Here is a 17,369-nt window from a genome sequence, read left to right as displayed (position 1 = left end):
AATGTCAAATTCAAGTAAACTTTTAATTAGAGAAGCTCGACTTGAAGATTTGCCGGCCATTCAGTCCATCTATGAACCTTATGTATTAGAAACAACGGTATCCTTTGAATATGAATCGCCCAGTCTTGATGACTTTGCCAACCGACTCCAAACGATTCAAGCAGAATATCCCTTCCTAGTGGCCCAGCTTGAAGACACAGTGGTCGGTTACGCTTACGGCCATCGTTACCAAGAGAGGAAAGCCTTTGACTATACTTGTGAGATTAGCATCTATCTAGCCTCTTCTAGTCAGGGGTACGGAATTGGACATAGTTTGTATCAGGAATTAGAAAAACAATTAAAGAAGGCTGGATTTATTTTATTAGTAGCTGCGATCACTGCAGATAATGATTCAAGCCTCAGCTTCCACCAGAGAAATGGGTTTACTCTGGCCGGACGATTAAATAAAGTTGGTTATAAATTTGGCCGATGGCTGGACCTTATTCTAATGACCAAGGAAATTAACTGACAAGACGCGGTGCGAGCAACTAGCCCTTGGGCTTAGTTGCTCCCTTTTTTTCTAAGCTTAATAAGTATTTCTTCATCTCAATACCTCCCCCATATCCGGAAAGCTGACCATTAGTAGCAATCACCCGGTGACAAGGGATCACAACATATATTGGATTACGATGATTAGCCTGGCCTACCGCCCGGCTAGCTCCGGGATTACCGATACTAAGAGCGACTTCTTTATAAGTCCGTGTCTGGCCATAAGGGATGGTCTGTAAGGACTGCAAGACCTGAACTTGAAAGTCACTCCCCTGCCATTTGATGGGTAGATCAAAAGATTGGCGACGGAGCTTAAAATAGTCAACTAATTGTTCTTGAGTCATTTGAGTGATAGAATTAGGTCGAATACTGGATTTTTCATGAGTGGGTTGAAGATAAAGCAGATGGTTCTCGCTAGCTCGAATTTCTAATAGGCCATATTCAAATTCTAAATAATCTCGATAAATCATAGTCTTACCTCACTGAATTCGTTTGACGAAAGGTGGAATAGTCCTGAAATTAAGTTGTAAACAATTATATTCCTTATTGCTGATTCTGATCACTTGTTCCCTAAACTCCTACCCAAGAGCTAACGCTTTGGATTTGGGAGTGTTTCAAGAAGGTATTGATACCCTTCAAACTTATTTGACCGATGAACAAACACTCATTCGAAAGGATTTCCCTGAAGCCATTGATGCAGGTCAAGTGGCCGGTGATGACTTAGAAAATCTTGTCAGTCAGGTCATCAATAATTTGGATCAGGGTCACTGGATTCATTACTATAAATTAGAAGGACCGATACCAGATGATAGTCAAATCCAAACTATACTACAGGAAAAGTTGATGTCCAGCTATTATGGGGCGGTTATTTCAAGTTATCAAACCTGGACTTATAGCATTGCTGATAAACATTGGCTTTTGTTTGATTTTTCCTTTCATCATAGTTTAGCTGATGAAAAAGAAATCCACGATTGGGCCTACCGTTTAGCCCAACAAATGACGGGTTGGGATGACTATCAAAAGGCCTTGCATATTCATGATACAATCATCAATATGGCTTCTTATTCCCTCAGTCCCACTGATACGGTTAATGGTTTCAGCATTCATTCGCCTATCGCCATCTTACAAGCGGGTGAAGGGGTCTGTCAAGCTTATGCCGGTCTCTTTCAGATTGCTAGTGAATACGCAGGACTAAAGAGTCGCTTAAGAACTGGCTATGCCCACGCCGAAGGTCAAATATCTAGCGCCGATAGTCATGCTTGGAATGAAGTGCTTATAGAAGACACCTGGTTGGGAGTTGACACAACTTGGGATGATCCAGTCATATTAGATCAACCCGAAGAAGAAGTTTTACTTCACGATTATTTTTTAACTGATTTATCCTCTAGTCATCAAGCCAATGATGCTATTCATTAAGACATATAAAAAACACATTCCCCTTAAGGTCTGGCTCTTTCGCTTGGATTAGAGAAACCAAGCGAAAGATTGCCTTTACCTTTTGTTGAGAATGTGTTCTTTTATTAGTTTTCTTTATTTTGTATTTGATCCATTAAGTCCCAAGCAGGAATACTGCCACCTTGAGTTACTTCTTCAATTTTATTGGCAACATCTTCAGATTGATAAAGCTCTACAATTTTCTTGTAAAGTGGATTATCCTTGTCTTCTGCTCGAGCAGTGATATTGTTAACGGCTAGCGGATCCATGGTTTCGACCGTATCACCATAGACAAAGATCGCATCAGAAGGTTTAAAATCTGTGGACCCTAAAAATGAATAGTCGATAATCGCAGCATCCACATCAGTAACAGCTGCTGGAATTTGAGCGGCATCGAGCTCAATGAATTCAAGTTCCTTAGGATTTTCAACGATGTCTGATGGTGTTGGCAAGTGATTGTCTTTATCTTCAAGTTTAATCAAACCGACATGCTCAAACATAGCTAAGCTTGAAGCTACCGCTGTAGGTGCTTGGTTGATGGCAACTTTGGCTCCTTGAGGTAGGTCATCAAGTGATTTATATTTGTCGGAATAAATTCTAAACGGAACATAATGAGTGTAACCAATTGTAGTTAAATCCCCATCATTTTCTTCATTCCAATTAGCCAAAAACTTATCATGCTGGAAGGCATTTAAATCAATAGATCCGTCACGCAAGGCTTGATTAGGCATATTGTAATCATCGAATAGAACAACTTCTAAATCGATTCCTTCTTCTTGCTTAGCTTTTTCTGCCACAAATTTCCAGATTTCCTCATATTCAGAACCTACTACCCCTATTTTAACTTTTTGACCTTCAAATTCCTTTGCTTCCACATGTAGTCCAACTTGACCAATCGTTAAAGCAAATACAGCAAACAGCGAAATGAGTGTTAAGATTTTTCTCATATTATCCCCTCCCTAGCTCTTATTATAACTTTTTTAATAGGCTTTTGAAAACCTCATTTAACACTAATAACCCATTAAATGAATATCAGCTGAATCTTCTTGATTAAACTGACTATTATAAAGATCAGCATAAAATCCAGAAGCTTGAATTAAGTCATCATGACTACCCTGTTCGATGATGGTACCATCCTTCATTACTAAGATCATATCGGCATCTCTGATGGTCGATAGCCGGTGAGCGATGACAAAACTAGTTCGCCCTTCCATCACTTTGTCCATGGCATCTTGAATTAGTTGTTCCAAGCGCGTGTCAACCGAAGAGGTGGCTTCATCCAAAATCAAGATATCTGGATCAGCCAATACCGCACGGGCAATCGTCATCAGTTGCCGCTGACCCTGGGATATATTTGATCCATTTTCTTCAATGATAAAATCATAGCCACCAGGTAAGGTCTTGATAAATTGATCTACATTAGCAATTTTACATGCTTGGTGAACTTCATAGTCATTTGCTTCTAACTTTCCGAGGCGAATATTTTCCATTACAGTTCCCTGGAACAGCCACGCATCCTGGAGAACCATACCCATATGACTTCTTAAATCATCACGGCTAGTAGCATAAATGGACTGCCCATCAATTCGAATATCCCCTCGATCAACATCATAAAAGCGCATCAATAAATTAATCAAAGTGGTCTTACCCGCACCTGTAGGGCCTACAATCGCTATCGTATGCCCCGCTGAGGCATCAAAGGAGATCTCCTCCATCAATATCCGATCTTGACTGTAACCAAATTGAATCCGATCAAAAACAACCTGTCCTTCTACTTCAGCGGGTAGGGATTGCTTGATTTGGGCTTGTTCTTCTTCCTTTTCGTCCAAAAAGTCAAAAATCCGTCTAGCTGAAGCAATGGCCGATTGAACCATTGGTATGAGCTGGGTGATCTGTCCCAGTGGCCCGGATATTTGAGAAATATAGGAGATAAAGGCTTGTAAGTTACCAATTGTTAACCGACCAGCAATCACCATCATACCACCGACAAAAATATTCACAATATAAGCCCCATTAAAGACTGTGGACATAATCGGATACATAATCATTGATAGGAAGCCGGACCGAGTTCCTAGCTCAAAAATTCTTTGATTTTTATCGATAAAGTCTTTAAGTGACTGGTCTTGTTGATTGTAGACAACTAATTCTGTATAACCCGATAATTGTTCCTGAGTAAAGCCAAACAAATCTCCCAAAGCATTAGCCATATTTTGAAAAACTGGTTGAGAATAACGAGAAATGATTCGAGAAAAAATTAAACTAATGACCAAGGCAGCGATAATAATCCAGGTTAAGGTCGCATTGATTAGAAACATCATGGCTAGAGACATTATAATCATCAAACCATTAATCGTAATATTGACCAAACCTTGCTGTAGAGCATTAGACACCGCATCCACATCATTGGTAACCCGGCTTAAGATATCTCCTAACTGATGCCGGTCAAAAAAGGAAACAGGAAGACGGTTTACTTTCTCAGATATATCTGAGCGCAGAGCGGCCATGGCATTTTGAACCACAGTTGCCATTAAGGCATATGAGCTATACTGGGTCACCCCATGAGCAATGGTCAAACTGTAATAGAGAACCAGTACCTTAAGGATGTACTCATAATTAAAGCCCTGCCCTCCTAATAAGTTTCGTCCTAATTCAGTAATAGCAAGCCCCATCACAAAAGGCATCGCCGCTGAAACCAGGGTATTAGCAACCATAGCCAAAAAGCCAACCATTAGTTGAAAAGGAGTTAACTTAATATAAGCATACAATCGACGCCAAATATAGGTAAAATCTTTCATCGGTTCAACTCCTCCTCACTCAATTGCGACGCGGCTATTTCATAATACAAGTTTGAAGTTTCAAGCAGTTCCTTGTGACTTCCAATTGCAGCCACTTCACCGTGGTCTAAGACGATAATTTGGTCCGCATTCATAATCGTCCCCACGCGCTGAGCCACGATCAGGGTTGTGGCTTGGCCTATTTCTTGGCTGAGGGCACTACGAACAGCGACATCTGTCTTATAGTCCAGAGCTGAAAATGAATCATCAAAAATATAAACTTCATGATCACCAATAACTGAGCGGGCAATAGATAGTCTTTGTTTTTGGCCCCCAGAAAGGTTGCTTCCTCCCTCAGATAAATACGTTCTCAGCCCTTTTTCTGTTTTTGCGATAAATTCGCTTGCTTGAGAAACATCCGTGGCCCGTTCCATATCATGAACTGCCGCCTGCTCAAAACCAAACCGAAGGTTAGCGGCAATTTCACCTGTAAATAAATTGGCTTTTTGAGGTGTATAACCAACTTTTTCTCTTAAAACTTTTAAATCAAGATCACGGATATCAATACCATCCAGCAAAATCTGGCCTGAGGTCACATCATAAAATCGAGGAATTAATTTGACAATTGTCGATTTACCAGAACCCGTAGACCCAATAAAGGCTGTTGTCTGTCCGGCTTTTGTTTTAAAAGAAATATTTTTTAGAACTGGTTCATCAGCATCTGGATACATAAAAGTCACATTGCGGAATTCTAAAGTCCCGGACCCATCTGTTTCTGTGATTGGATTCTCAGGGTTAGCGACCGAAATCGGTGTTTCTAGGATTTCTTGAAGCCGGTTGGCACTCACTTGAGCACGTGGATACATCATAAAGATATTAGAAAATAGCATAATAGAAAAAAGCGCTTGAGTGACATATTGAATAAAGGCTACTAGGTCTCCAATCATCAAGGACCCACCCTCAATGTAGGCCGCTCCAAACCATACCACAATGACCAAAGCTGTATCAATAATCAGCCAAGCTACTGGCGCTGGTATGGCCATTATCTTAAACAAATGGGTGGAAATATCGCGGTAATCTTGATTAACTCTCTCAAACTTATTTTGCATATAATCTTGACGGTTAAAGCCGCGAATCACTCGCATGCCAGTAATATTTTCCCGCTGAATTCGGTTAATATCATCGAGCGTAGTCTGCTGTTGAGTAGAGATAGGGACGGTTAACCGAGCCAAATACAAAATAATCAAAAAGATAATGGGAACCGTTGGTGCCACATAAGCTCCTAATTGTAAGGAGGTTTGTGTGATCATTACAACGGAAAATACTACCATTAAAGGAGCTGTTAATCCCATTCCAAAGATCAACTGAACAAATTGTAAAATTACAAAGGCATCAGTTGTGATCCGGTTTGTCATTGAAGGGACCCCTAATTCTTGAAATTCATGATGAGATAATTTAAGCATTTTTTCGTAAACATCATTACGAATATCTCGCGTAACCCCACTAGCCAATCTTGACAAACCAAATCGAGATCCAAGAAGAAATAAGAATGAAAGGACCACCATCCCAATCATTTGCACAATGTATCGATTCAACAAAGCTGTTTCGCCATTAGCGATGGCTTGGTTGATAATTTTAGAAACCGTCATTGGTAGACCTAAGTTAACGCCAACAAAGGCCAAGGAACCCAATAAGGTCAGTAACATTTCCAACTTATAGTTCTTGATATAAGATAATACTAAGCCCATAGGCAACCTCCTTTTTGAGTTAGTTAGCAAAAAAAGCCAGCAAGGAACTGCTGACATAAAACACTAGACTCTATTTATTATAGAAGTCCATTCTTTTAATGTCAATTTGTGAATGATTCATCTTGAATACATTTACTTGCATGAGCAAGCTTAATCGGTTACAATGGAGGAGCTTTTAGAAAATATATGGAAAGGATAAATGATAGCGCCAGTTCACCTTCGGGTGAGGACGAGGAATGAGCTTATCGAAAATTCGGCGGATGGCTCAGGGTTGTGCAATCCTTAGCAAGATGACAAAAACATGTGTGAACATGCTACAAAACATCAAGCAGCACCTAAAAGCCACTATATTTATTAGGAGGCAATTATTATGACAATGAATGTTTTAATTTTTGATAATCAAGAAGAAGCAAGTAAAAAAGCACTGGATATTTTTAAAGATGCTATAGATAAAGGGGCTAAAACTTTTGGATTAGCGACTGGTTCAACCCCAGAAAAGCTCTATGAATTAATGATTGAGTCTGATATTGACTTCAGCGATTCTACCTCGATCAATTTAGATGAATACTATGGACTTGCTGATGATCACCCTCAATCTTACCACTATTTCATGGAGAAACATCTCTTCAGTAAGAAACCATTCAAGGAAACTTTTATTCCAGATGGGCTCAATGAAGATGCTGAGGCAGAAACCAAGCGCTTTGATGAGATCATTGCCAATCACCCCATTGATCTTCAACTATTAGGTGTTGGCCCTAATGGTCATATCGGATTCAATGAACCGGGAACTGATTTTTTAATTAAGACTCATCTAGCTGACCTAACAGATGACACGATCAAGGCTAATTCCCGCTTTTTTGATTCAATTGATCAAGTGCCAACCAAGGCTTATAGTATGGGAATCGGATCCATTATGGATTCAAAAGAAATTCTTTTCATTGCTTTCGGAGAAAATAAAGCAGCAGCTGTCAAAGGAATGCTTGAAGGTCCCGTTACTGAAGAACTTCCTGCTAGTGTACTACAAAAACATCCAAATGTTACCTTGATCATTGATCAGGCAGCAGCCAGCCAACTAGAAAAAGATTATTAATATCTAAACACTAAAACCGCCAGCGAATCAAAAGTTCGCTGGCGGTTTTTTAGTCTTATAAAGGTTTAGCTTCTTTTAGATTAGTAACATAAGTCTCTCTACTCTTCGTGACTTGCTTCTTATGGTTATCCAATAAGTGCATAGCTAGCGAGAAAACAGCGGTCACAACTGCTGCATCATCGGCAAATCCCAACAAGCCAAATACATCGGGTAAAAAGTCAACCGGACTCACTAAATAAGCTACGCCACCGAGCATTAAGAGTTTAATATAGTTAGGTGTTTCTTTACTGAAAAATGAGCGCAAAAGTTCAATCAAGTTCGTCTTACGATGTAAATTCATCTAATCATCCTTTCCTCTTGCTAAATTAATTATAAAACTAAATCCTAAGCAATGGATGGGACTTAAGACTGATTTGTTGACCTTCCGGTTAATTGCGCTCTTTAATGATTTGCTGGGCTGCATTGCGTCCAGAGTAGAAGGCATAACCGACACATGAACCTGGTTTATCAGGGCCATAGGTATCTCCAACTAGACCAGAAGCATCATTGCCCACTGCATATAAGCCGGTGATGACTTGACCGTCATCAGTTAAAACTTGGTTTTGACGATTGACCTTAATGCCACCCATTGAAGCAAAGGCTCCTACCCCTAATTCAAAGGCATAGAAAGGCCCTTCCTCAACGGGATGTAGATAAGCTGGATCCTTACCAAACTGATCATCTTCACCTGATTTAGCTGCTTGGTTATAGTCTTGGATAGTTTTAACGAGCTTGTCTTTTGGTAGATTTATTTTTTCAGCTAGTTCTTCAATGCTATCGGCCTTAGCTATGAAGCTTTTTCCTGCTTCTATTGCTTGATCAATCTCTTCTTGAAGCTTGGTCATTTTGTGTCCTCGGTTAATATAGACCCCTAGCCCCATGAAATTACCTTCTTGAGCCATATAATCGATAATTCCCTTATCTAAAATACTGTAAACCTTATTTTGAGTATATAATGCATTCCCAGCCTCAGAGAAATTATAGATCACGCCTTCATCTACAAAGCGTTCACCCACTTCATTAACCCAAAGTAAAGGTTGTTGACCAGCTGCTACACACATTTCTGAAGTCATCATCTCATAATTAGGAGCATCAGGATCATTGAGGTAGCCACCAAATAATAGTGCTGTTCCTGTTCCATAGTTTTTGCCTCCTACTTGCCAAGCCATTTGCAGGCCATCTCCAGTTGACTTACCAGAGGTCACTGGTAAAAGGCGCTCACTATCATAGTGGGTATACTCTCGGATCATTTCAGGATTATCTAAGTAACCTCCCGTTGCCAAGACGACAGCTGATGTTTGGATTTTTTGACTTTCTTTTGATTGTTGATCCTCGATAACAATTGCTTCCACTTGACCATCAGATCCTAAGATCACTTCCTTACCAGCAGTCAAGGTTAATAATTCCACTCCTAGTTTTTCTGCTTGTGGCACAAAAGTCTCATGAATGACCTGGTCTCCAAATCCTTCATAAATATGCCAAGAGACTATCCCAGCTCCCATTGCTTGAACTCTTAAGAAATTCACGCCCAAATCACGCATCCAAGCAATCGTATCCGCGCTTCCTTCAATATAATCGCGCCAAATACCCGCATCTGCTCGATAGTTTGAATATTCAATTTCAGATTTTAATACTTCTGTTTTGGAAATCTCTACCCCAGCTTCTTGCTGTAGGTAAGAGTCAATACCAAACATACCTTCAGTATAGTTGGTGGATCCTCCTGTTGTCTTTCCTTTTTCTAATAAGAGTACGCTCAAGTTATTTTGCGCGGCTTCTACAGCAGCAGCCATTCCGCTGGCACCTGTTCCTACGACCACCACATCATAATAATCTTTGTTAGCTATTGTCATCACATAATCCTCCTTTATTGTTGGGTTGAAACCCTTACAATGTTATAATAATTGATGTGAACACTTGAACAAAGAGTCAATTTTCGCTGAGTGTTTCATTTTGAGACAGTTCTTGATTTTTGTCTCAAATAAGGAGGATGATCATGAATCGAACAAAGTTAATTATTTTCTTAGCTCTTGAGCAACTGCTAAAGCAAAAGTCCTTTGATAAAATTACAGTTGTCGACATTGTTCAAAATGCTGATATTTCAAGAGCTACTTTCTATCGGCATTTCCAAGATAAATTTGATTTAGCAAACTGGTACTACAGGCAGAAAGCTGAACAAGTATTCCAAGAGGATAATCAGGAACCTTTTGCCATCTTTTATGGATTATCAAAATTTATGGGGCAAGATGATTTAATTTTCATGCAAGTCATGATGAATAATGAAGGACAAAACTCTTTTTTTGACTTTGTATCGGACACTTTTTATGATTACTGGTCTCAACGTTATCGAGCTTTAATTGGCCGACCTTTAACCAAGGAAGAAAAATTTAGTCTAGCTATTTGGTCTAGAGGCGGTGCTTTAATCTGGCGCCATAAATTAAACGAAAAAGAAGCGATTGATCCTGAAGAAATGGCCCATTGTTTTCTGCATTCAATGCCCTATTTTCTACTGGGCTTACATGATCAAAAATAAAAAGGCTGTAAGGTAAGTCCCAATCACCTCTAATAACACAAATAAATCGTTAGGATTTGTATCTTTTGTTCGTTAATAAAAATGGATAGATTAATAATAGCAAAAAAAAGCAACAATCACTCAGCAGTAGTCTTAGGATAATTGGCCCATATCTCTCCCTTATGCGCTTTAGCGCTTAGGGAGAGAATAGCCAATTAAGCCGGGAGAGCCGTGGCTCTGAAGGCGATCCACTACAGCTGAGTGATTGTTTGCTTTTCGAAGCTTTTATTATAATTATTGTAACTTATCTTACAGCCTCTTTTTCCATATTTTTACCATATTCGGTAGCCGATGTAAGATTTTAGTAAACCGAGTTCGATATCCCAGCGACAATACTGGATATAAATCATGTCTTGACCATTGCCCTGGTAAGCGAGGTAAGGCAAGGAATCTTGACCATAGAAATGAAGGTCTTGATCTGCGTGGTTAAAAGATAAATTTTGTGTGATCTCATAACCCCGACTCAGACCTTGATCATCAGTGATGACCACTTCTACCCCAATATCCATCAAGCCCATATCATCCATCGGGTTAAAGATACCTGTTCCACTTAGATCATAGTAGTGTCCAAAAAAAGTATTCATATTATTTTCGCCTACATAGACCGCATGAGTATTCTCTTCAAGTAATTGATTTAAATACTCAAAGTCCTCTTCCTCTTTCATCTGACCCCGGAGGTCAACTATAGGGAAGGCATAGTCTCCAACCATCAAGGTGTTTTTAGGATAGCCCTTATCAAGCCCTTTATCAGGGAATTTCTCGGTGGGTTTACCTTCTTGATAGCTGGCTGGATAGATAGGGTCGTGAACAATGGCCCCTTCGACATCTTCGGGTCTAGGTGGAGTTTCATCTTCAGCATGCTCTTCCAAAAAACTACTTGTTAAGCTCTCCTCTGAAAATAAATTCGCTGGGTTTTCAACATAATTAGCAGACTCAATCTCTTCAGGATTGTGTCTTGTTTGTTGGGCTTGAACGGGTAAAGATAGCAGAGATAGACTTATAAACGACAATAAGCACCTTTTCTTCATAAAACTCCCCTTCTTTATTTTACCTTAATTCTTGAGACTTTGGATTGGCGCAGGAATACGTCCCCCCCGATTGATAAAGACATCGGGCGCTGTTTGATTGATAGGCATGATTTGGCTCTCTCCAAATAAGCCGCCCCAATTAAGGCTCTCAGAATCTGATCGACCAATTGCCGGGATCACTCGGACGGCGGTTGTCTTGGAGTTAATCATCCCAATGGCAGCTTCATCTGCAATAATAGCTGAGATAACTTCAGGGCTTGTCTCTCCTGGGATGACTATCATATCCAAGCCCACTGAGCAGACTGCAGTCATAGACATTAAAGTATCCAGATTCAAATTACCACTGGCTGTGGCTTGAATCATACCAGCATCTTCACTCACCGGAATGAAGGCTCCAGAAAGACCACCAACGCTTGAAGAAGCCATGATCCCCCCTTTTTTGACCGCATCGTTCAGGAGAGCCAATGTTGCAACCGAACCATAGCCTCCTACTTCAGCCAAGCCCATCTCTTCCAAGATATAGGCCACTGAATCGCCAACGGCTGGAGTAGGTGCTAATGAGATATCTACAATGCCAAATGGAATATCTAAAGCTTTAGCCGCCTGTGTTCCAACCAATTGACCGACCCGGGTAATCTTAAAGGCCGTCCGCTTAATCACTTCAGCTACCTCTTCAATTGGAGCCGACTTATCAAGGCGGGTCAAGGCTTTTCGTACCACACCTGGCCCCGAAACACCCACATTAATCACCAAATCAGGCTCCCCATCACCGTGGAAGGCTCCAGCCATAAATGGATTATCCTCTACTGCATTACAAAAGATAACAATCTTAGTTGCTCCAACACATTCGCGGTCAGCCGTTAGTTCTGCTGCTTGCTTAACTATTTGTCCCGTTAACTTAACAGCATCCATATTGATGCCAGCTCGAGTGGAACCGATGTTAACCGATCCGCACACTCGTTCAGTTTCAGCCATCACTTGTGGCATAGACTGAATCAATTCTAGATCTCCTTTAGAGAATCCTTTATGAACTAGAGCTGAGAAACCTCCTATAAAGTTAACGCCTACATCTTGAGCTACTTTGTCCAATGTTTGGGCATACTTTAATGGATCTCCCCCGCTGGAGGCAATGAGTTTGGCTATTGGTGTCACCGCTATTCGTTTGTTAACAATAGGGACCCCATATTGTTCTTCCAATTCTTGGCAGACAGGCACTAATTTCTTGGCTGATTGATAAATTTTATCATAAATTTTTTGACAAGATCGGTCAATATCACTGTCACAACAATCCATTAAGGAGATTCCCATTGTCACTGTACGAATATCAAAATCTTCTTCTTGAATCATTTTAATCGTCTCAAGTATATTGTCTTGGCGAATCATAAGGCCCTCCTATATTTGGTGCATTGATTGGAAAATATCTTCATGCATCACGTGAATTTGCATGCTTGGACAAGAAGCTTTGACTACTTGTTTGAAGTCATTGAATTCTAATGTGACACCGTTAATATCAACCATCATGGTCATTGTAAAATAATTTTCCATTAAGGTTTGACTTACATCAATGATATTGGCTCCTGCTTGAGCACATGCTGTTGCTACTTTAGCTAAAATACCTACTTGGTCCACTCCGATTACTGTAATAATCACATTCATCGCTTCCACCTCAATTTTAATATTTTAGTTAGTATACCAATTTTTGACAAAAAGTTAAGAGGCAAATCACTTATTTCTCCTTTGCTATCATTTTATTTAAGCTGAGAGAACCACGTCCAAGGTTCCTCTTGAACCGGCATACATTGGAAGTTGACGATTTCTTGGCGAGTTGGATGAGGAAAGGCTAGTTGATAGGACCACAAGGCTAGTTGTTGACCAACTTTAGAGTGGTCTAAACCATATTTTTGGTCGCCGTATATAGGATGGCCCATGTGTTGCAGTTGAACACGAATTTGGTGAGATCGACCCGTTTCTAAGGACACTTGAACTAAACTGTGATCCGCAATCTTGTCGATCACACGATAATTTAAAATAGCTTTTTTAGCTCCAGGATGACTGGGATCAACCACATGGACAATGTTTTTCTGGCGGTCCTTCCATAAGTAATCCACTAATTGTCCTTGATCAGAGTTAGGTTGGCCATTAACTACAGCAAGATAGGTCCGTTTCATCTGTTTTTGGCGTAAAACTTTGGACAATCTACTTGCAGCCTTCGATGTCTTAGCAAAAACCATTAGACCACCCACTGGCCGATCCAGGCGATGAACTAGCGCCAAGTAGACATTACCCGGCTTTTGGTCACGAATTTTAATCATGTCCTTAAGGGCAGTCAAAAGGTCCAAATCACGACTATTGTCCTCTTGAACAGGCATATTGCGCGGTTTATTTACCAGTAAAAGATGGTTGTCCTCATAAATAATTTCCATATTATACTAGCTCCTCTCGATTTAAGATATGAATATCTTGTCTTGGGAATGGGAATTCAACACCGTTTTCATTGAACTTATTGAAGATTGATACTCGAAGATCACTGGCAATTCTGAATTCTCTTTCGTCTTTTTGGCTGTCAATCCAAACCCATAAGCTAAAGTTTAATGAGAAGTCTCCATATGAATCAAAGAAAACACGCGGTTGAGGATGACTCAGTATATTAGGCCAATCGTGTCGCACCTCATCTACCGCTTCTAGGAGAAGCTTTTTGACTAGTTGTATGTCACTTGAATAATCAACCCCTACTTCGATACTAATACGCAAATCACGGTTGCCATAAGATCGGTTAATCAATTGATCCTCAATAAAATAAGAATTAGGAATAATCAGGCGCTCATTTTTTCGGGTTCGGACAATCGTTGCCCGCATCCGGATTTGTTCAACGGTAGCCACCATCTTATCAACAACGATCAGGTCGCCCACTTTGATAGGACGTTCAAATAATAGGATAATACCGGATATAAAGTTATTCATAATATTCCGGATACCAAAACCAATACCTACCCCTAGCACACTTGTAAACACTGTAATAGAAGTGGTATCAAAACCTAGCTGGCCAAGCGTAAACCAGACAGCTATAAACAAAATAGCATACTTGACCAGAGAATTGATGGTTGCTTGAGATGCAGGTTCGATATTAAATTGACGATAAACACCCGGCAAGATAAATTCTTCCAAGAAATTAACAAACTTGACGGTCAAAAATATTGAGAAGATTAAAGCCAAAATAAAGAATAAAGAAATACTTGTCCCCTCAAATGAAAAAAGAGGTCGATAAAACCAAGGTGTTGAAGAAAAATAAGTTAGAATAAAGACAATCAAACAAAATACCATCAACCAGTTAATCACTGATTCCCATAAAGCTTGCGCTCGCTCAGATTTTATCCATTTCCTAATTGCGCGCTTCAAGACTAGGGGAACAATAAATATCGCAATAAAAACTAATATGCCCCACAACCAATAGTAGGGGCCCTGCTCCTTAAAATATAACAGCCAATTTCTCAATACTTCTTGCATACCCTACTCCTTTAATTAATAACAATGTAGCTCCATTCAACAAATCATAAATCAAGCCGCATCAAAGCAAGATATGCTTGTTTTGATGCGGCTGGTTGGCCTCGATCGACTTAGCCAAAGAGGGCTAGTTGGCTTTAGAAATTTTACTTTTCCACCAAGTCACTATTTGATCCGTTCGTTCTCGGGGGAGTAACCATTCAATGGCTAAAGCGACAAAGGCACCAATAAAAGTATCCAGAATTCGGTTGAAAATATACGCATATTGGGCTTCTTCTGGAATATTAAAGAAAATAATGAGATAGGTGGCCGAAGCTCCGACTACTCCTTGAGGTATATTTAAGGAAATGCAAAGCATGATTGTCAAAGCTAGGCCGATTGGCGCCGAAATATAGTAGATCAAACGCCATTCGGGTAGCAGTCTCAGACTGAAAACAATTCCTGCACTCACTAAACCTCCAACGACATTGGCGAAAGCTCTAATGCGACCAAAATTAAAAGTCTCACCCATGTCCTTTCTTAACGCAAAAACTGCCGACAAAGACGCGATTTGTGGCGATCGTGCTGGTAGAAAGTCGTATATCAGGGTAATGACGAATACTGCTAAAGCAGTCTTGGCCGTTCTCATACCTAAATGGAATCCTTCTTTGAATTCCTGATAAGATATAGATGGCTTCATTAACGGCCGTACTCAGACACTTTCACAACTGGCTGACCTTTTTGAGTATAGACCCAATCTCTGACCTTTTGGGCGTTAGCCATTGTCACAATCAAGCGATCTCGATAGGGTTCGGCTAACTCATCAAATAAGTAGGTATCCTCGTCTAGGTTTAATTGTTTACGCTTGGTGTCTATTTCTCCCGCAGTTAATTTTTTATAGTGACGGCTTGGTAATTCGCCTTCTATTTGACGTTTTTCAATGCGGTAGAAATAATTATCATCATCATATAGTATCTCTAAGGCACCCGTATTGGTCCGATTATGTTCAACATCTTTATAGTGCTCTTTATGAATTTCCCACCAAGTCTCGATTCCCTGAATTGCTTCTTCTTCTGTGGGATAGCTACCGTGTTCTTTACGCACATTATCCCGGCGATTAATCCAATAATTGGTGTAAACTGTTTGTGTCATAATATACCTCCTAATCTACTGCTAATTATTTTTATTTTAACATAATTTAAGTATTAATGTGAGGATAATGTATGAATTCCAAGGCTGACTCTTTATGCTAACTATTAAAAGACCCTCACTTCAAACTTCATGACCAGTTTGGGTCATCCATTGAAAGTAAGGGTTACTAATATTTTGATTATTTTTTTACAACAGAAGATTTTAGCATGACTTTTCCAAAGCCATCGATCTTACAATCAATGTCATGCCCATCAATAGGGTCTTGAACAAGACGGATGTTCTTGACTTTAGTTCCTTGCTTAATGGTCTGAGTGGCACTTAACTTAAGGTCTTGAATAACCGTCACTGAATCTCCATCTTCTAAAATATTGCCGTTAGCATCACGTATCAAGCTCGCTTCAGCAGCAGCTTTAGCCTTGGCTTCTTCTTCTTCTTGACTCCACTCATGACCACACATGGGACAAATCAATAAGACACCATCTGTGTAGGTCATATCCTCATGGCAATTTGGACAAGCTGGTAATGTTGACATTTTAACTTCCTCCTAATAGTTATCCGTTTGATTGACTCAAGCGCCCTTCAAATCGGTTCATTAATTGTGAAACAGTAAAGGTCATAATAAAATATAACAAAGCAGCAAACAATAGAGGGGTAAAGGTGGTATAAGTAGCCCCACGAACCGTATCTGAAGCAAACATCAAATCCTTGATTCCTAGAACAGAAACGATCGATGTTTCCTTGATTAAGACCGCAAATTCATTACCAATAGCAGGTAAAATATTTTTGATTGCTTGTGGTAAAATAATTTTGCGGAAAGTTAGACTTTTTGGCATCCCCAATGCACGAGCAGCTTCATTTTGACCTGGATCAATCGACTGGATCCCACTACGCATGATCTCACTCATATAGGCAGCCGAATTAATCGTTACGGCCAAGACTGCAGAGATGAAATCATCCAAATGAATATTGAACATCGGCAACCCAAAATAAACAAGGTATACCTGAACCAATAAGGGAGTCCCTCGAATGATTTCTACATAGAACCGGGCAATACCATTTAAAATTTTGGACTCAGACAGTCTCATCAATGCTAAAATTGCGCCAAGAGGCAAGGCAAAAATCACTGTTGCTCCGGCAATTTGTATGGTGTACAACGCGCCTTTTAGAAATAAGGGCAGGTACTCTTGAATAATTTCCATCATTAAACACTCCTTTTGAATTGATAGATTGTAAAATTAATTGCGACAAATAATAAAAACCCATAACAGGTTCGTGTAAAATGTAAGTTACCACACCAACATGAACACGGAGGCCTGTTATGAGCTACAAACATCTTACCATAGAAGAACGATTAAAAATAGAAGTCCTGCATAAAGAAGGCTATAAAGTTAGCCGAATAGCTGATATTATTGGCTGCCATCGCTCAACGATTTATCGAGAGCTGAATCGTTGTCACTCAGAAGCCTATCAAGCTAGATCAGCGCAAAAACATGCGAATAAAAAGAAGGCTTCAAAAGGTCGTCGTCC

20 protein-coding genes are annotated in these 17,369 nt (G+C 40.0%); 5 read left to right on the top strand and 15 right to left on the bottom strand.

Translation table 11 applies throughout. From position 1 onward, the window contains the following. Position 1 precedes the first annotated feature (1 nt). Positions 2 to 508 (top strand): GNAT family N-acetyltransferase, encoded by a 507-nt coding sequence (locus tag T408_RS0105415; protein WP_028119050.1) that lies wholly within the window; start codon positions 2 to 4, stop codon positions 506 to 508. A 19-nt stretch (positions 509 to 527) separates the two neighbouring features. Here T408_RS0105415 and T408_RS10980 read toward each other — a convergent pair whose 3' ends face one another. Next, entirely contained in the window at positions 528 to 998 is a 471-nt protein-coding gene (locus T408_RS10980; protein ID WP_035420207.1) for a methylated-DNA--[protein]-cysteine S-methyltransferase, read from the bottom strand. Between the two features lie 127 nt (positions 999 to 1,125). On the opposite strand from T408_RS10980, the gene T408_RS0105405 reads away from it, so the two are divergent. After that, positions 1,126 to 1,944, top strand: coding sequence for a transglutaminase domain-containing protein (locus T408_RS0105405; protein ID WP_028119049.1), 819 nt, complete (start codon positions 1,126 to 1,128; stop codon positions 1,942 to 1,944). Between the two features lie 104 nt (positions 1,945 to 2,048). On the opposite strand, the gene T408_RS0105400 is transcribed toward T408_RS0105405, so the two are convergent. The 3 genes from T408_RS0105400 to T408_RS0105390 form a co-directional block, all read right to left on the bottom strand. Continuing rightward, positions 2,049 to 2,909: a MetQ/NlpA family ABC transporter substrate-binding protein gene (locus tag T408_RS0105400; protein WP_028119048.1), complete on the bottom strand. Its 861-nt coding sequence runs from the start codon at positions 2,907 to 2,909 to the stop codon at positions 2,049 to 2,051. 63 nt (positions 2,910 to 2,972) lie between these two features. Further along, positions 2,973 to 4,757: an ABC transporter ATP-binding protein gene (locus T408_RS0105395; RefSeq protein WP_028119047.1), complete on the bottom strand. Its 1,785-nt coding sequence runs from the start codon at positions 4,755 to 4,757 to the stop codon at positions 2,973 to 2,975. Continuing rightward, on the bottom strand, positions 4,754 to 6,484 hold the full coding sequence (locus T408_RS0105390) for an ABC transporter ATP-binding protein (protein ID WP_028119046.1): 1,731 nt from the start codon (positions 6,482 to 6,484) through the stop codon (positions 4,754 to 4,756). Before T408_RS0105390 ends, T408_RS0105395 begins: the two co-directional genes overlap by 4 nt. Positions 6,485 to 6,860: 376 nt before the next feature. Between T408_RS0105390 and nagB the strand changes: the two genes are divergently transcribed. Then, a complete protein-coding gene (nagB, locus tag T408_RS0105385) occupies positions 6,861 to 7,574 on the top strand; it encodes a glucosamine-6-phosphate deaminase (RefSeq protein ID WP_028119045.1) in 714 nt (237 codons plus the stop codon). A 55-nt stretch (positions 7,575 to 7,629) separates the two neighbouring features. Here nagB and T408_RS0105380 read toward each other — a convergent pair whose 3' ends face one another. Then, positions 7,630 to 7,914: a YkvA family protein gene (locus T408_RS0105380; RefSeq protein WP_028119044.1), complete on the bottom strand. Its 285-nt coding sequence runs from the start codon at positions 7,912 to 7,914 to the stop codon at positions 7,630 to 7,632. Between the two features lie 88 nt (positions 7,915 to 8,002). After that, positions 8,003 to 9,463: an FAD-dependent oxidoreductase gene (locus T408_RS0105375; protein ID WP_028119043.1), complete on the bottom strand. Its 1,461-nt coding sequence runs from the start codon at positions 9,461 to 9,463 to the stop codon at positions 8,003 to 8,005. A gap of 143 nt (positions 9,464 to 9,606) precedes the next feature. Here T408_RS0105375 and T408_RS0105370 point away from each other — a divergent pair, with 143 nt between their 5' ends. Then, complete coding sequence (locus T408_RS0105370) at positions 9,607 to 10,143, top strand: TetR family transcriptional regulator (RefSeq protein WP_035420205.1); 537 nt, start codon at positions 9,607 to 9,609, stop codon at positions 10,141 to 10,143. 311 nt (positions 10,144 to 10,454) lie between these two features. Here T408_RS0105370 and T408_RS10975 read toward each other — a convergent pair whose 3' ends face one another. From T408_RS10975 to T408_RS0105325, 9 genes are all read right to left on the bottom strand, one after another. Beyond that, the gene (locus tag T408_RS10975) at positions 10,455 to 11,210 is read right to left on the bottom strand and encodes a hypothetical protein (RefSeq protein ID WP_028119041.1); all 756 of its coding nucleotides are present in this window, start codon (positions 11,208 to 11,210) and stop codon (positions 10,455 to 10,457) included. A 24-nt stretch (positions 11,211 to 11,234) separates the two neighbouring features. After that, positions 11,235 to 12,593 carry a PFL family protein gene (locus T408_RS0105360; protein ID WP_028119040.1) on the bottom strand — a complete coding sequence of 453 codons (1,359 nt, stop codon included), beginning with the start codon at positions 12,591 to 12,593 and terminating at the stop codon, positions 11,235 to 11,237. A gap of 9 nt (positions 12,594 to 12,602) precedes the next feature. Beyond that, complete coding sequence (locus T408_RS0105355; RefSeq protein WP_028119039.1) at positions 12,603 to 12,866, bottom strand: ACT domain-containing protein; 264 nt, start codon at positions 12,864 to 12,866, stop codon at positions 12,603 to 12,605. A 92-nt stretch (positions 12,867 to 12,958) separates the two neighbouring features. Next, positions 12,959 to 13,633, bottom strand: a complete 675-nt coding sequence (locus tag T408_RS0105350) for an RluA family pseudouridine synthase (RefSeq protein WP_028119038.1) — start codon at positions 13,631 to 13,633, stop codon at positions 12,959 to 12,961. A 1-nt stretch (position 13,634) separates the two neighbouring features. Beyond that, the gene (locus tag T408_RS0105345) at positions 13,635 to 14,714 is read right to left on the bottom strand and encodes a mechanosensitive ion channel family protein (protein WP_028119037.1); all 1,080 of its coding nucleotides are present in this window, start codon (positions 14,712 to 14,714) and stop codon (positions 13,635 to 13,637) included. A 124-nt stretch (positions 14,715 to 14,838) separates the two neighbouring features. Next, positions 14,839 to 15,390, bottom strand: a complete 552-nt coding sequence (locus T408_RS0105340; protein WP_028119036.1) for an FUSC family protein — start codon at positions 15,388 to 15,390, stop codon at positions 14,839 to 14,841. Beyond that, positions 15,390 to 15,842: a hypothetical protein gene (locus T408_RS0105335; protein ID WP_028119035.1), complete on the bottom strand. Its 453-nt coding sequence runs from the start codon at positions 15,840 to 15,842 to the stop codon at positions 15,390 to 15,392. Before T408_RS0105335 ends, T408_RS0105340 begins: the two co-directional genes overlap by 1 nt. 178 nt (positions 15,843 to 16,020) lie before the next feature. Further along, complete coding sequence (locus T408_RS0105330; protein ID WP_028119034.1) at positions 16,021 to 16,374, bottom strand: zinc ribbon domain-containing protein YjdM; 354 nt, start codon at positions 16,372 to 16,374, stop codon at positions 16,021 to 16,023. Positions 16,375 to 16,393: 19 nt separating this feature from the next. Further along, positions 16,394 to 17,044 carry an amino acid ABC transporter permease gene (locus T408_RS0105325; protein WP_235731623.1) on the bottom strand — a complete coding sequence of 217 codons (651 nt, stop codon included), beginning with the start codon at positions 17,042 to 17,044 and terminating at the stop codon, positions 16,394 to 16,396. A 116-nt stretch (positions 17,045 to 17,160) separates the two neighbouring features. Between T408_RS0105325 and T408_RS0105320 the strand changes: the two genes are divergently transcribed. After that, a partial coding sequence (locus T408_RS0105320) for a helix-turn-helix domain-containing protein (protein WP_028118946.1) occupies positions 17,161 to 17,369 on the top strand: 209 nt, incomplete at its 3' end.

It is taken from the genome of Hutsoniella sourekii ATCC 700629 (assembly GCF_000518205.1).
Lineage (GTDB): Bacteria > Bacillota > Bacilli > Lactobacillales > Aerococcaceae > Hutsoniella > Hutsoniella sourekii.
Note: the sequence above shows the minus strand (reverse complement) of the source record. Positions and strands in the feature narration are given on the sequence as shown.